This window comes from Ensifer sp. B1-9 (assembly GCF_050474445.1).
GTDB lineage: Bacteria > Pseudomonadota > Alphaproteobacteria > Rhizobiales > Rhizobiaceae > Ensifer.
The window spans coordinates 247,329-261,652 of the sequence record NZ_JBCHVG010000002.1; the positions used below are offsets into that span (position 1 = coordinate 247,329).

Genomic DNA, 14,324 nt, shown 5'->3' on the forward strand with positions numbered 1-14,324 from the left:
CTTACGAAGAAAGCCGGGCGATGGAAAGTCGAATCCATCACTCCGATGGCCGGTCCAGTCCCTGTTGCAGGGCGGAGAGGACCGACATCGCGTGTCCCGCATATTGGCTGATCCAGCGCTCGTGGATGGCCTGGATCGGCAAGGCGTTCAAATGGTTCCAGCGCTCGCGGCCCTCGCGGCGAACGAGCACGAGTTCGGCTTCTTCCAGAACCTTCAGATGCTGCATGACGGTGCAGCGATCGAGATTGCCGAACTGTTCGCAGAGCATGCCGGTGGTCTGCGGCCCATGCTTCATGGCGTCGAGCATCTGGCGGCGGAGGCCGTTGGCCAGCGCCTTGAAAACGAGGTCGTCTTTCGAATCGGTTGACATGTTATGTTTTTATAACATATTTTGGCTGCGCTCAACAGGAGGAACACCCATGCCCTTCGAATTCCGTGTGAATGGACGGATCGATCGCCCCGTCACAGAGGTCTTCGATGCCGTCGTCAATCCGGATCAGCTCAGTCGCTATTTCGTCACCCTCGGCGGCATCAGCGGACCGCTGGTCGCCGGGGCTACGGTGAAATGGTGGGGCGAAGTACCGGTCCAGGTCGAGGTGGTCGAGAAGAACGAGCGGATCGTCTTCCGTTGGGACGCCATGGTTGCCGAGGGCGATGACCCCTACCAGACCCGCGTGGAGTTGCGCTTCCAGTCTCTGGACGACGGCGCCACCATGGTGACGATCGCCGAAAAAGGGTGCCGCGAGAATGAGCAGGGGCAGAAGGGGTCTTATGTCAACTGCGAAGGCTGGTCGCAGATGCTTGCCTGCATGAAGGCCTGGCTCGAATACGGCATCAACCTGCGCCAGGGCTATTACCTCAGCGAGCTCTCAGGCAAGCCGGCGCTCGAGCCTCAGGCCTGAGTCAGCCGGGAGCTTACGGCCCGGCTTTTCACGGCTGAACCGTGCGAATTTTCGACAGTCTAAGGATAAACAATGAGCCGCATCGGTGCGTGTCGAGCGGCAACGGGAGATTGCGTCATGACGAAAATCACAGGTGGCGTCAACATCGCGATGAAGGTTCCCTCGCACCAGCACGAGGCGGTCGTCGCCTTCTATCGCGACGCTGTCGGCCTCGAGCCGATCAAGGAGAAGCTGCCTGCCATCGGCTTCAAGCTTGGGCCCAACCAACTCTGGATCGACGAGGCGCCGAACTACAGCCAGGCCGAGGTATGGCTCGAACTGTTCACCGACGACCATGCCGGCGCCCTTGACCACCTCGCTGACAAGGGTGCCGTGCGATGCGATTCGGTGGAAGAACTCGGCGAGGGCTTTCGCGGCGGCTGGATCATGAACCCGGCCAATATAGTGCACATGGTGCGAAGGCCGGACGCCTGGTAGGCGCCCGGCCTTCGCCGAGCAGGTATCAATAGGCCGGGGGCAGGCCGCCATTTGCAGCGCTCGCCATGGGCACGCCTGTGGCTGGCTCCGTCATCGGCGGTTCGGCCTGCAGCACCACGACACGCGAGTCGAGCGGCACGCGGCTGTAGAGATCGATGATATCGGGGTTGAAGAGACGGATGCAGCCGCTGGAGACGGCCTTGCCGATCGACCAGGCCTCGGTCGTGCCGTGGATGCGGAACAGCGTGTCGCGGTTGCCCTGGAAGAGATAAAGCGCGCGCGGTCCAAGCGGATTGCGCACACCCGGCTCCATCCCGCCGGCAAGCGGGCCGTAGCGCTCGGGCTCGCGCGCCACCATGTCCTGCGTCGGCGTCCAGCGCGGCCATTCGGCCTTGCGGGCAATGCGCGCCTCGCCCTCGAATTCCAGGCCGGCCTTGCCGACGCCGATGCCGTAGCGCATCGCCATGCCGCCATCCTGGACGAGGTAGAGGAAGCGGTTCTGCGTATCGATCACGATGGTGCCCGGCGGCTCATGCGTCTGATAGGCGACCTGCTGGCGCAGATAGCGCTTGTCGACCTTGCTGATATCGATCGCATCCAGCGGGAACTTCTCATTCGGGAGCGGCCCGTACATCGCCACATAGTATGGATCCGGTCCCTTCGGCTTGGCCGGCCCCGACGTGGTGACGCAACTGGCGAGCGTCGAGGTGGCGAGAAGAAGGGCGAAGAGCTGCGCCAGGCGGCCGGCGCTGTTCCGGGACACACACATAATGAAAATTTTGATCCTGCTGGTTGTCATTTTGGGCGGGAGGCACGGCTTTTGCCGCTCTTCCGTTCTAATGTCAAAGACGGCGTCGGGGCGGCGACAGCATGTCGCAAATGAGGCAACCAATGAGTGTGGCCGAAAGGCGACACCCGGCCGCGTGGCGCTTGCGCTCGCAACATAGCTTGATCCGCTTTCGACCGCGGGTGTATGCCATATCCATGCAATGGAGCGATCAGGCCATTATTCTCGGGATACGGCGGCACGGCGAAAGCTCGGCCATCGTGGAGGTCATGAGCGCCACCCACGGCCGGCATCTCGGCATGGTGCGCTCCGGCCGCTCGCGCATCATGCAGCCGGTGCTGCAGCCGGGCAATTCGGTGGAAGTGACCTGGCGCGCCCGGCTTGACGAGCATATGGGCGAATTCCGCATCGAACCGGTGGAGCTGCGTGCCGCCCGGCTGATGGAGACGGCAACCTCGGTCTATGGCATCCAGGCTCTCGGTGCGCTCCTGCGGCTCCTCCCGGAGCGCGACCCGCATCCGCATCTCTACGAGGCGCTGACCGTCATCGTCGATCATCTCGCCGATCCGGCCGATGCAGGAGAATTGTTCGTGCGCTTCGAGCTTGCGGTCCTCAACGACCTCGGATTCGGGCTCGACCTCACGGAATGTGTCGCGACCGGTGCGCGCACCGAACTGGTCTATGTCTCGCCGAAATCGGGCAGGGCGGTCTGCCGGGCGGCGGGGGAACGCTACGCCGACCGGATGCTGGCGTTACCGGAGTTCCTTTCCGCGCAAACGCGCCGGGCAGCGGATCACGACAGCCTTGCCGCCGCCTTCCGCCTAACCGCCTTCTTCCTCAACCGCCATGTCTATGAGCCGCGCGGCCTCGACGTATCTTCCGCGCGCGACGGCTTCATCCATGCGGCACTCAAAGCGCTGAAAGCGCAATCCTCCTCCGCCTGATCCGCTACAGCGCCGCGCGTCTTATCAGACGCGCAAAGGTCGCTGTAGCACTTTGAAGTGCTGCATGTTTTTGTCCTTTAATCGGCAACGATTAAAGGCAACATGCAGTAGGAGCTATCGATGTATCAAGAGCTTTATCCCGGCATGTCCGTATCCGGCATCGGCGTGCTGTCGCTCGACCGTGTCGCCCGCGACGGCGGTCTCAAGGCGATGCATGATCTGCTGAGCGGCGAGCTGCCGGCACCGCCAATGTCCAAGACACTGAGGTTCGGACTGAGCGAAGTGGAAGAGGGCCGGGTGGTCTTCAAGGGATTGCCGACCGAGGAACATCTCAACCCGCTCGGCACGGTTCATGGCGGTTGGACGGCGACGATCATGGATTCCGCGCTCGGCTGCGCCGTCTTCACCACGGTGAAACCGGGCGAAGCCTATACGACCGTCGAGTTCAAGGTAAACCTCGTGCGGCCGTTGCTGCCCGGCATGGGTGAGGTCTTCTGCGAGGGGCGCATCGTGCATCGCGGCCGGACGATCGCGACATCGGAAGCCTGGCTTCGTGACGGAAACGGCAAGTTGCTGGCCCATGGCACCGAAACCTGCGCGATCTTCCCGATCGACAATCTGCGGCGTTAAAAGCAATTCCAGGAAAAGTGCGAAGCGGTTTTCCGTCCGGAATTGCGTCGCTTCAACTACAATTCCAGGAAAAGTGCGAAGCGGTTTTCCGTCCGGAATTGCGTCGCTTCAACTACAATTCCAGGAAAAGTGCGAAGCGGTTTTCCGTCCGGAATTGCGTCGCTTCAACTACAATTCCAGGAAAAGTGCGAAGCGGTTTTCCGTCCGGAATTGCGTCGCTTCAACTACAATTCCAGGAAAAGTGCGAAGCGGTTTTCCGTCCGGAATTGCGTCACTAAAAACAACTCCGGAAACGAGACGCCGCGCAGAGCTGCGCGGCGTCTCGTTTGCGATCCGCAGTCCTGATCAGCCGATGCGGCCGCCGCCCTGCTTGGTCACGGCGACGACGGCCGGGCGAACCGGCATGTCATCCTTGAAGTCGGGCCAGCGGGTTGCCGGCGTCTCGTAGGTGGCAAGGCCGGCGTCGCCCGGATGCTGGACCGAGAGGAAGAAGGTGTCCGACGTCGGGTTGAAGCAGGGGCCGCACATTTCGGCACCAACCGGAACGCGGAAGAAGAGCTTCGACGTGCCACGGGCTGCGCCGTCCGTGTCGATCGCCCAGATGCCGTCGGTGCGGCCGGTTTCCTTTTGGTTGTTGCCGTCGGTCGCCACCCAGAGGCGACCGTCGGCGTCGATGGCGCAATTGTCGGGCATGCCGAACCAGCCGTTCTTGGTGGTGGCGGTCGAGAACGAAGCGCCGACATCGGCAACGCTTGGATCGCCGCACTTCAGCAGCACGTCCCAGCGGCTCGTCAGCGAAGCGAAGTCGCCGTCGGTCTCGGTGATCTCGACGATATGGCCGAAAGCGTTCTTGGCGCGCGGGTTGGCGGCATCGACTTGTTCGGCCTTGCGCTTGGTATTGTTGGTCAGCATCACATAGACCTTGCCCGTCTTCGGGTTCGGCTGAACGTCTTCCGGACGGTCCATCTTGGTGGCGCCGAGTGCGTCGGAGGCAAGGCGGGTGTTGATCAGCACGTCTGCCTGCGAGGCGAAGCCGTTGGCTTCGGTCAGCGGGCCCTCGCCGTGGACCAGCGGCATCCAGGTGACGGTGCCGTCTTCATCGAACTTGGCGACATAGAGCGTGCCTTCGTCGAAGAGGTCCATGTTGGCGGCACGATCATCAGGGTTGAACCTGCCCTTGGTCACGAACTTGTAGACATAGTCGAAACGCTCGTCGTCGCCGGAATAGAGCACGACGCGGCCATCCTTGTTGACGATCGATTCGCAGCCTTCATGCTTGAAGCGGCCGAGCGCGGTGCGCTTCTTCGGCACCGAAGTCGGGTCCAGCGCGTCGACCTCGACGATCCAGCCGAAACGATTGGCTTCGTTCGGCTCCTTGGAGATGTCGAACCGGTCATAGAAGGAGGCCCATTCATACTGGCCGCCCGGGGCGCCCAGGCGCTTGAGCTGCTTGTATTCCGGGTGATCCTCGGCAATCTCGCCGCCGAAATAGCCGTTGAAATTTTCTTCGGCCATCATGTAGGTGCCCCAGGCCGTGACGCCGCCGGCGCAGTTGTTGATCGTGCCGAAGACCTTTTTGCCCGTCGGATCGGACTGCGTCTTCAGGCGGTCATGACCGGCGGCCGGGCCAGTGATCTGCATCTCGGTGTTGACGGTGATGCGGCGGTTGTGCTTGCCGTCGAGAACCGGCTGCCACTTGCCGTCCACCTTGCGGATCTCGATGATCGTGCCGCCATGGGCCGCCATCTCGATGTCGACCAGTTCCTTGGTATATTCGCCGAGAACGACCTTCTCTTCCTCGACTTCCTTGCCGTCCTTGGTCACCTTTTCCTTCACGACGCTGGCGAAGGCCGGAAACATCAGCTCGGCATTGGTGTATTCGTGGTTGACGACCAGGAGACCGTGGTCGGCGCTGCCGTCGAGCGGGATGAAGCCGACATAGTCGTTGTTGTAGCCGAAGAGTTTTTCCTGGGCGGCGGCCGTCTGGTTCTTCGGGTCGAATTCCGGGCTGTCGGCGAAGATCTTGTCGCCCCAGCGCAGCAAGATATCGGCATCGTAGCCTTCAGCGACATGGTGCTTTTCATCAACGCCGGCTTCGATCTCGGTGAAGTCGAAACGCGAACCTTCTTCGGCGCGCGCTTCTTCGGCGGTCAGGAGAGCGAGCGGGCTGACGGTCGTCGAAATCGCGGCAACGGCAAGCGAGCCGCCGATGAACGAGCGGCGCGAGAAGCGGCGATGGATGATGTCGCCCATCGTCGGATTGGTGGAACAGTTGTGGCCGATGTCTTCCAGCTCTTCCCTGCGTTCCGTCAGCGTCTTGAATTCGGTCTCTTCCGCCTGGCCGAGATGCTTGTCCATGATCGGGTCTCCTGGTTGAACGATGGAAACCACCGCGCGGGACGGCGGTGCTCATCCGCCTGTATCAGTTGCCCGATGACAGTTCTGCGACATTTCCGTGAAGAGATTACAGCGCTCGCCCGTCTACTGCATGTTTCCTTAATTCGTCTCCGATTTAAGGAAACATGCGGCAATTCAGGGCGCTGCAGCGATCTTTGCACGTCGGATGAGACGCGCGGCGCTGTAGAGATTTGGCGGGCGCGTAAAAGTTTGTATGGTTGCGCGCGGTTTGCATGTGCGACTGTCTGGGGAAACCATGTTCGAACTCTTTGATTTTTTTGCCGTTATCCTGGCGCTTGCCGCCTTTCTCGGCGGCCGCAAGACGGCCGAGCGGCTGGAGCGTGAACTCGCCACCCTGAGGGCGGAGGTCGCAAGCCTGAAGGCCTCGTCGCGCGAAGGCGTTCAGGCCGAAGCTGCGAGCGAAGAGTTCGCCGCTGCGCCAGAATTGCCGGCGGAAACGGAGACGACCGAGGACACCACCGTCGACCTGCCGGCCAGCGTGCACGAGGGCACCCGGATCTTTGGCAATGCGGAGAAAGCGGCGGAAGACATCGAGGGCGACGAGACGATCGCCGCCAGCACGGAAGCGCCGCAACCGGTCATGGCCGCGACCCGTCAGGCCGAAAGCCTTGAAAGCCGCCTCGGTGCGCGTTGGGCCGTGTGGGTCGGCGGCATCGCGCTCGCACTCGGCGGCGTCTTCATGGTCAAATATTCAATCGATGCCGGCCTCCTGAGCCCGGCGGTTCGCCTGACACTTGCCGCCCTGTTCGCCCTCCTGCTGATGGCGGCGGGGGACGTCATTCGCAGGCGCGCCGTGCCTGTCATCGCCAATGAGTTCCAGAACGCGATGATCCCCGGCATCCTGACGGCGGCCGGTGCCGTCACCCTTTTTGGCGTCGCCTATGCCGCCTACGACATCTACGGCTATATCGGCACCGGTACAGCATTCGTTCTCCTCGCCGCAATCTCGCTGGCGACCGTCGGTCTGTCGCTGCTGCATGGGCAGGCGCTTGCCGGCCTCGGTTTGCTTGCCTCGCTCGCAACGCCGGCACTCGTCTCGAGCGACGAGCCGCGCCCCTGGGTGCTCTTCGGTTTCCTGTCGATCGTCTGGGTGGCGACCCTGTTGGCCTCGCGGCTGCGGACCTGGACCGTGGTTCCGACTTTGGCCAATGCGGGCATCGGGCTTTGGGGGCTCGCCTATATCAGTGCGATCTCGCCATTCGAACCGCTGCCGATCGCCTTTGCGCTGCTGGTGATGATCGCGGGCATCGGTCTTGTCTGGCCGGGGGCTACGGAGGCAGCGCCCGCGGCCGAGGTGCCTGACGAGGTGGAGCGACGCGGCGCCGTTGCCGGACCGTGGGAGCGGCTGTTTATCCCGCCGCATGCGGCAATTTCCATTTCTGCGGCCATCGCCGCCACGGTTCTGGCGCTCCTTCTCATCAGCCCTGCGGTGACCGCGGTCAAATATCCAGTGACGGAATTTGCCGTGGTCATTGCTGCGCTGGCGGCTTTGGGAGCGTGGCGGGCGACGGCGGTCTATCCCGCCGTGCTTTCCGCGGTCGGCGCAGTCGCCGGCGTCTGGAGCCTGACGGCGCTGAGCGGCGTGCTCGCCTATCTCGATCCCTCGCTGGCCGATGCTCTCCCGACGATCGTGCTGCCCGGGCGGACCGCCATGATCACCGCGATGCTGCTTGCGGCGCTGTTCGTGATGCTCGGCGGCTTCGTGCTGTCGCGCCGCCTCGTCACGCATCCGCAATATTCGACCCTCTGGGCCGGCATCGCCGCAGGCGTCCCGATCGCGCTGACGGCCATGTCGTTCCTGATGACCGGCAACTACGCCTTCGACCTGCCGCACGGCCTGTTCTCGCTCGTCCTCGGCACGGCGCTGCTCGCGCTGGCGGACTGGCTTTACCGCCGTGACGGCGGGGCAGGGGCGCGCGACACGGCGGCTGGCCTGCTGGTGGCCGGTTCGTTCGCGTTCTTCGTTCTTGCGCTCCATGCCTGGACGGATGGGCTGGTCACGACACTTGCGATTGCTGTGCTCGGTACGGCCTATGCGCTCGCGACGCGCATCCGCACCTGGCCGATCCTGCCATGGATGACCGGCGCGGCGGCCGTCGTCGTTCTCGGGCGCATCGCCTGGGAGCCGACGATCGTCGGTGCTGGCAATCTCGGCACCACGCCCGTCTTCAACGCGCTGTTGCCCGGCTACGGCATTCCCGCCGCGCTCCTCGCCGGTTCGGCCTACTTCCTCAGGTCCTGGCCGGACACGCGCGTGCGCAACCTCCTGCAGGCGCTGGCAAGCCTCTTCGTGTTGCTGACGCTCGCGATCCTGGTGCGCCATGCGATGAACGGCGGCGTGCTCGACAGTTCGGTGCCGACGCTCAGCGAGCAGTCGATCTACACGCTGCTGGCGATCGGAGCGTCGGCCATCTTCGTGAGCCTCGACATGAAGTCGCCGAGTCCCGTGTTCCGTTACGGCGGCATGGGCCTCGGCGCGCTGTCGATGTTGTCGGTGCTGTCGGCGCATCTCCTCGGCCTCAATCCCTACTTCAGCGGCGAACTGCTGGGCCGTATCCCGTTCTTTGATCTGCTGCTGATCGGCTATCTGTTGCCGGGGCTCGGCTATGCCGGGCTCGCCTGGTACGCGCGCGACAAGCGGCCTTTGCCCTATGTCATGGCGCTCGCCGTCAGCGGCGCGGTCCTTGCCTTCGCTTGGGCCAGCCTTACCGTGCGCCGTGCGTGGCAGGGGGAAAACATCGCGGATTGGAAGGGCTTCCTGCAGGGAGAAACCTACACCTATTCGGTCGTCTGGCTGCTGCTCGGCGTGCTGCTGCTCGTGCTCGGTTCGCGCTTCCATGCCAAGAGCATCCGCATCGCTTCGGCCGTTCTCGTCTTCGTCGCCGTGCTGAAGGTGTTCCTGATCGACATGTCCAACCTCGAAGGTTTCCTGCGGGCACTGTCCTTCATTGGCCTTGGCGGGGTATTGATCGGCATCGGGCTTTTCTACCAGAAGATCCTGTCCGGTGCCGGCGCCGCATCGACGGCACCGACGAACGCGGCCGAACGGCAATAGGATGTCATGACACGCATTTCGAAACTCGCGGCAGCCTTCGCGCCGCATGAGGAGCTCGCAGCGGTGCTGTTGCCGCATGCCTTTGCCGCCGATGACGGGTCGCATGATGCCGCCCATCTGATCCGCGTCTGGAAGAACGCCGCGCGCATCCATGCGGAGGAGGGTGGCGATGCCCGGCCGCTTGCCGCAGCGGTGCTGCTGCATGATTGCGTTTCGGTCGAGAAGAACTCGCCCTTGCGCACTGAGGCATCGCGGTTGGCGGCGGAGAAGGCGACAGGCATCCTGAAAGATCTCGGATGGGACGCAGCGGACACGGCCGCTGTAGCGCATGCCATTTTGACCCACAGCTTCTCCGCCAACATTCCGCCGGAGACGCTAGAGGCGAAGATCCTTCAGGATGCCGATCGGCTGGATGCGATCGGCATGGTCGGTGCCGCGCGGTGTTTCTACATCGCCGGGCGCATGGGCAGCGGCCTCTATGATCCGCTCGATCCGCTGGCGGAGGCAAGGCCGCTCGATGACAAGGCTTTCGCCATCGATCATTTCGAGACCAAGCTCTTCCGGCTGGCCGATGGCTTCAAGACCGACGCAGGCCGCCGATTGGCCATGGAGCGCGAGCGACGGCTACGCGACGTGCTTGCCATGATGCTCGATGAAATTTAGAGCAAGTCCAGGAAAAGCATGAAACGGTTTTCCGCTCGGATTTGCGGCTTTTCAAAAGCTGGATCAATTCGCTGTTTCCTCGAAACAGAAAAATGATCCAGCCGTTTCAACAGATTATGGCGACCAGGTGAATCGGATCGTCAGGCGCTTGAATCAATTTTTGAAGATGAAGGAATTGCCCATGAAGGTGATCGGCCTCAACATTCATCCGCTGAAGAGCGGCCGCGCGATCGCCCGAGAGTCGGTTGTCGTCCATCTCGACGGTCTCGTGGGCGACCGGCGCTTCATGCTGATCGAGCCGGATGGGCGCTTCATCACGCAGCGCGAATTGCAGGCGCTGGCGAAGGTTGAGGCCAGCCACATCGATGGCGGCGTGCACCTGAAGATGGGTGGCAGCGAGATTGCGGTACGCTTTGATCCGGATCGGCGGCGCAACGTCCAGGTCTGGGGCAGCGAAGTCGATGCTGCCGTGTCGGACGATGCGACGGACGAAGTCCTGTCCGCATGGTTCGGCCGTCCGGTCAAGCTCGCCCACATGGACGCCTCGGCCGAGCGCCTGGTCGGTGCCGAATGGGCGGGTACGGCGGCCCCTGTGGGCTTTGCCGATGGCTTCCCGATCCTGATCACGACGACAGGCTCGCTCGCCGATCTCAACCGGACGCTCGCCGAAAAAGGTCAGGAACCCGTCGGCATGGATCGTTTCCGCACCAATATCCTCGTCGATTGCGACGAAGCCTGGGAGGAAGACTTCTGGGAAAGCGTCGAGATCGGCGGCATTCGGTTCGATCTCGTCAAGCCTTGCGCCCGCTGCATCATGACGACACAGGATCAACTTACCGGCGAGCGCGTCGGCGGCAACCCGATCCAGGGCCTGGCCGAAAAGCGCATGTCGGCCGACCGGCGCGTGGCCGGCGTCCTCTTCGGCTGGAATGCGGTGCCGCGCAGCGAAGGCACTGTAACGCTCGGCGACGAGGTCAAGGTCATCGGCCGGCGCGGCGAGCGCTGGCCGATGAAGGTGCGTGCTTCGGCATAGAGCGGGATGAGGAAACGTGCGTGCGGTTTCCGCCCGCATCCCGCTCTAATTTATCGGAACCTCTCACGCCCAGGGTGTGATGCCCAGTAGCTTGGCGCCGAGGTCCGAGAGGCTGGCGGGGGAGGCGTTGCGCTTCTCCCATTCACGCGGATCCCCGGGAAACGCATCGCGCTTCGGGTGGTCGAGTTCCCGCCACAGCCGCACCCGTTCCTCGCGCTCGGCGACGTCGTCCCACTCCGCCGGATGCATGGAGATGTATTGCGCCATCCGTACGCGGCCGTCGGAATGATTGGGCCGCACGCCATGGGCGAGCAGGCTGTTGAAGATCATCAGGTCGCCGGCCTCCATCTCGATGTTGACGGTCGAAAGGCCGGTCATATCAGGGTGCATCGGATCGCGGTCGGCGGGCTGGGTCTTTTCCCAGCTTTCGAAGTTCTCGAACAGTTCCGGCACGCACTGGAAGCCGCCGACGTCGCCATCCTGCTTCTTCAGGCTGAGCACGCCCTGAACGCCGATCGGCAACGGCCGAATGGAGGTGTCGACGTCCCAATGGATGAAGCCGTTGGGGTTGCCCTTGACCTTCTTCGGTGGGTTGAGGTTGGCGCGGTCGATCGTCACCCAAAGGTCTTCTCGATCCCAGATGTCGACGAAGGCACCGTAGATGCGTGGCTCCTGGCGATTGTCCCAGAGATACTGGTGATTGTAGATCTCCAGCATGCCGGTATTGTTGAGTTCCTTCATCTTGTGTTCGCGCCGCTGCGGCGCATACCAAGTGGAAGGATCGTTCGGATCCTTCTCGTCGAAGCGCCAGAGCAGGTCGACGAGGCGCTCGACATTGGCCGGTGCCACCGCCTGGCGCACGATGACGTAGCCCTTGGTGATCCAGTGCTGCCAGTCCGCTTCCGAAAGCACGCGCAACGGCAGCCGCTTCTTGATGTCCTTCAGTTGCGTTCCGAGATTGGCAGCCGTCGGGTGGCTGTCTCTGAGTGGCTGCATCGGTGTCTCCTCGCCTCAAATGTTCGATTGGTCGATGGAGAAAACCTAGACTTCTGTTCATCGGCCGTGTTGCACGGAGCATGCCAAAAGTGATACTATTCCGGCGTCACATCACGGAGTAGCGCAACATGAAGGCAGTTTTGCAGAAGATCCCGCGAGCGACCAACGCCTCGTCGATCCTGCTCGACCGCCGCCTCGACGATTCCATCCCGTTCCAGTGGCACCATCATCCGGAGTTCGAGCTGACGCTGACGCTCAACTCGCGGGGCCAGCGCTTCATCGGCGATCACGTCGGCGCCTATGACGACGGCGATCTCGTGCTCGTCGGCTCCAACCTGCCGCACACCTGGCACTCCTCGAGCAAGGTTGACGCCCTCGAGCCGCACGTGGCGCTGGTTCTCTGGTTTCATCCCGAATGGGTGGAGCGTCTCGATGACGGCTTCGTCGAGCTCGCCGGCGTCAAGGCCATGTTCGAGCGATCGGCACCGGGCTTGCAATTCACCCGGGAAGTGGCCGCGCGTGTGCGCCCGCTGTTCGAGAGCTTGCGTCGGCAGGCTCCGGAGGAACGCCTGCCGGATGTCCTGTCATTGCTGACGCTCCTGGCACGCGAGCAAGAGGTTGTGCCGCTGTCGACCCGCGTCGTCATGCCGTCAGGGCGATCGGTCGATCGCGGCCGGCTCGACCGGGTGCTCGATCATATCCATCTGCATTACACCGAGAACCCGTCGATGGCTGCACTCGCCGACCTTGCCGCACTCAGTCTGTCAGGCCTGCATCGCCTGTTCCTGCGTCACCTCAATATGCCGGTCTCGGAATATCTGATGCGGTTGAGGATTGGAGAGGCGTGTGCGCTGCTCAGCGGATCCGGACGATCGATCGCCCATATCGCCGAAACCGTCGGTTATCGCTCTATCGCCAACTTCAATCGCCAGTTCAAGGCGGTCAAGGGCATGACACCCAGAGAGTTTCGCAGCCGCTTCCGCAGCGCCGGGTGAGGCGGGCATCAATTCCGGTGATCGCGGCGTCAATTTAATTGGCTTTTCTCTATTTTAGCCGCCGCATAGGATGCCGCTCCTTCAATCGGAGATATTCCATGTCCGCTGTTTCCGGAGCATGCGCGCCGTCCAGTGCCAGCCGGGAGATGCCTTGGCTGATCATCGCGGCCGGCTCGATCGTTGCGATGCTCACCTTCGGCCCACGCTCGGCGATGGGCTTCTTCCAGTTGCCCATGCTCGCCGATACCGGCTGGGACCGGACGACCTTCGGCCTTGCCATGGCCCTGCAGAACCTATGCTGGGGCTTGAGCCAGCCCTTCTTCGGCGCGATCGCCGATCGTTTCGGAACCTGGCGGGTGCTCGCCATGTCGGGGCTTCTCTATGCTGCCGGCCTGTTCATCATGGCCTTCGCCAACGCGCCGATCTGGCTGCACATCGGCGGCGGAGTGCTCGTCGGCATGGCGGTCGGCTCCGGCTCCTTCGGCATTCTCCTGTCAGCCTTCGCCCGTAACGTCACGCCGCATCAGCGGTCGCTCGCCTTCGGCATCTGCACGGCGGCGGGCTCGGCCGGCATGTTCCTGTTCGCGCCTTTGAGCCAGGGGCTGATCTCCGCCTATGGCTGGTCGGACAGCCTGGTCTATCTCGGCATCCTCATGCTGCTGGTGCCGTTCTTTGCCATCCCGCTGCGCGGCAATGCATCCTCCGGTCGCCAGAGCGAGGCGCAGTACAAGCAGTCGATCGGCGAGGCGCTGAAGGAAGCGCTCGGCCACAGGAGTTACCTGCTCCTGGTTTCGGGCTTCTTCGTTTGCGGCTATCAGGTCGCTTTCATCACCGCGCATTTCCCGGCCTATATCGGCGATATCGGCATCGACGCGCGCTATGCGGTGATTGCGCTGGCGCTGATCGGCTTCTTCAACATCATCGGTTCGCTGTCGGCGGGGTTCATCGCGCAGCGCTATTCGAAGCCCTATTTCCTCGCGCTGATCTATCTCGCCCGCTCGGTGGCGGTGACGGCCTTCCTGCTGCTGCCGCAGACGCCGGTCTCCGTCATCGTCTTCGCGATCGTCATGGGCCTGCTCTGGCTGTCGACCGTGCCGCCGACCAACGCGCTCGTCGCCATCATGTTCGGCACCCGCCACCTCGGCCTGCTCGGAGGCATCGTCTTTCTCTCGCATCAGGTCGGCTCGTTCCTGGGCGTGTGGATGGGCGGCTATCTCTACGACCACTTCGGTTCCTATGATCCGGTTTGGTGGCTCGGCGTGGCGCTCGGCGTCTTCGCGGCGATCGTCCATTGGCCGATCGAGGAAAAGGGCGTGGCACGGCCGGCCATGGCCTGATCGCCCATCAAAATCGGGGGCGCTGCGAAAAGCAGCGCTCCATTCTTGAATTCTGTCACAAAACTTTCTAAATCAACCCATGCGGCT

Annotated in this window: 13 protein-coding genes; 9 read left to right on the plus strand and 4 right to left on the minus strand. The window is 62.9% G+C overall.

Annotation, left to right across the window (positions count from 1 at the left end; translation table 11 throughout):
* Positions 1–37: 37 nt before the first annotated feature.
* Complete coding sequence (locus tag ACQ5BM_RS04405; RefSeq protein ID WP_429808265.1) at positions 38–370, minus strand: ArsR/SmtB family transcription factor; 333 nt, start codon at positions 368–370, stop codon at positions 38–40.
* A gap of 49 nt (positions 371–419) precedes the next feature.
* Here ACQ5BM_RS04405 and ACQ5BM_RS04410 point away from each other — a divergent pair, with 49 nt between their 5' ends.
* Both ACQ5BM_RS04410 and ACQ5BM_RS04415 read left to right on the plus strand, forming a co-directional pair.
* Positions 420–902 (plus strand): SRPBCC domain-containing protein, encoded by a 483-nt coding sequence (locus tag ACQ5BM_RS04410; RefSeq protein WP_429808268.1) that lies wholly within the window; start codon positions 420–422, stop codon positions 900–902.
* 117 nt (positions 903–1,019) lie between these two features.
* Complete coding sequence (locus ACQ5BM_RS04415; RefSeq protein WP_429808271.1) at positions 1,020–1,379, plus strand: hypothetical protein; 360 nt, start codon at positions 1,020–1,022, stop codon at positions 1,377–1,379.
* 25 nt (positions 1,380–1,404) lie between these two features.
* Here the strand turns inward: ACQ5BM_RS04415 and ACQ5BM_RS04420 are convergent, their stop codons facing one another.
* Entirely contained in the window at positions 1,405–2,148 is a 744-nt protein-coding gene (locus ACQ5BM_RS04420; protein WP_429808274.1) for a L,D-transpeptidase, read from the minus strand.
* Positions 2,149–2,363: 215 nt separating this feature from the next.
* Between ACQ5BM_RS04420 and recO the strand changes: the two genes are divergently transcribed.
* Together recO and ACQ5BM_RS04430 are read left to right on the plus strand one after the other, a co-directional pair.
* Positions 2,364–3,110 (plus strand): DNA repair protein RecO, encoded by a 747-nt coding sequence (gene recO, locus ACQ5BM_RS04425; RefSeq protein WP_429808277.1) that lies wholly within the window; start codon positions 2,364–2,366, stop codon positions 3,108–3,110.
* A gap of 120 nt (positions 3,111–3,230) precedes the next feature.
* Positions 3,231–3,740: a PaaI family thioesterase gene (locus ACQ5BM_RS04430; protein ID WP_429808280.1), complete on the plus strand. Its 510-nt coding sequence runs from the start codon at positions 3,231–3,233 to the stop codon at positions 3,738–3,740.
* A gap of 345 nt (positions 3,741–4,085) precedes the next feature.
* On the opposite strand, the gene ACQ5BM_RS04435 is transcribed toward ACQ5BM_RS04430, so the two are convergent.
* The gene (locus tag ACQ5BM_RS04435) at positions 4,086–6,098 is read right to left on the minus strand and encodes a PhoX family protein (protein ID WP_429808283.1); all 2,013 of its coding nucleotides are present in this window, start codon (positions 6,096–6,098) and stop codon (positions 4,086–4,088) included.
* Between the two features lie 295 nt (positions 6,099–6,393).
* Here ACQ5BM_RS04435 and ACQ5BM_RS04440 point away from each other — a divergent pair, with 295 nt between their 5' ends.
* The 3 genes from ACQ5BM_RS04440 to ACQ5BM_RS04450 all read left to right on the plus strand — a co-directional run bounded on the left by ACQ5BM_RS04440 (position 6,394) and on the right by ACQ5BM_RS04450 (position 10,909).
* Positions 6,394–9,213: a DUF2339 domain-containing protein gene (locus ACQ5BM_RS04440; RefSeq protein WP_429808285.1), complete on the plus strand. Its 2,820-nt coding sequence runs from the start codon at positions 6,394–6,396 to the stop codon at positions 9,211–9,213.
* A gap of 6 nt (positions 9,214–9,219) precedes the next feature.
* Positions 9,220–9,876, plus strand: a complete 657-nt coding sequence (locus ACQ5BM_RS04445; RefSeq protein ID WP_429808288.1) for an HD domain-containing protein — start codon at positions 9,220–9,222, stop codon at positions 9,874–9,876.
* Between the two features lie 181 nt (positions 9,877–10,057).
* A complete protein-coding gene (locus tag ACQ5BM_RS04450) occupies positions 10,058–10,909 on the plus strand; it encodes an MOSC domain-containing protein (RefSeq protein WP_429808291.1) in 852 nt (283 codons plus the stop codon).
* A gap of 63 nt (positions 10,910–10,972) precedes the next feature.
* Here ACQ5BM_RS04450 and ACQ5BM_RS04455 read toward each other — a convergent pair whose 3' ends face one another.
* Positions 10,973–11,905 (minus strand): phytanoyl-CoA dioxygenase family protein, encoded by a 933-nt coding sequence (locus tag ACQ5BM_RS04455; RefSeq protein ID WP_429808294.1) that lies wholly within the window; start codon positions 11,903–11,905, stop codon positions 10,973–10,975.
* Between the two features lie 128 nt (positions 11,906–12,033).
* Between ACQ5BM_RS04455 and ACQ5BM_RS04460 the strand changes: the two genes are divergently transcribed.
* The gene (locus ACQ5BM_RS04460; RefSeq protein ID WP_429808297.1) at positions 12,034–12,900 is read left to right on the plus strand and encodes an AraC family transcriptional regulator; all 867 of its coding nucleotides are present in this window, start codon (positions 12,034–12,036) and stop codon (positions 12,898–12,900) included.
* A 98-nt stretch (positions 12,901–12,998) separates the two neighbouring features.
* The gene (locus ACQ5BM_RS04465; RefSeq protein WP_429808300.1) at positions 12,999–14,237 is read left to right on the plus strand and encodes an MFS transporter; all 1,239 of its coding nucleotides are present in this window, start codon (positions 12,999–13,001) and stop codon (positions 14,235–14,237) included.
* The last annotated feature ends 87 nt before the right edge of the window (positions 14,238–14,324 follow it).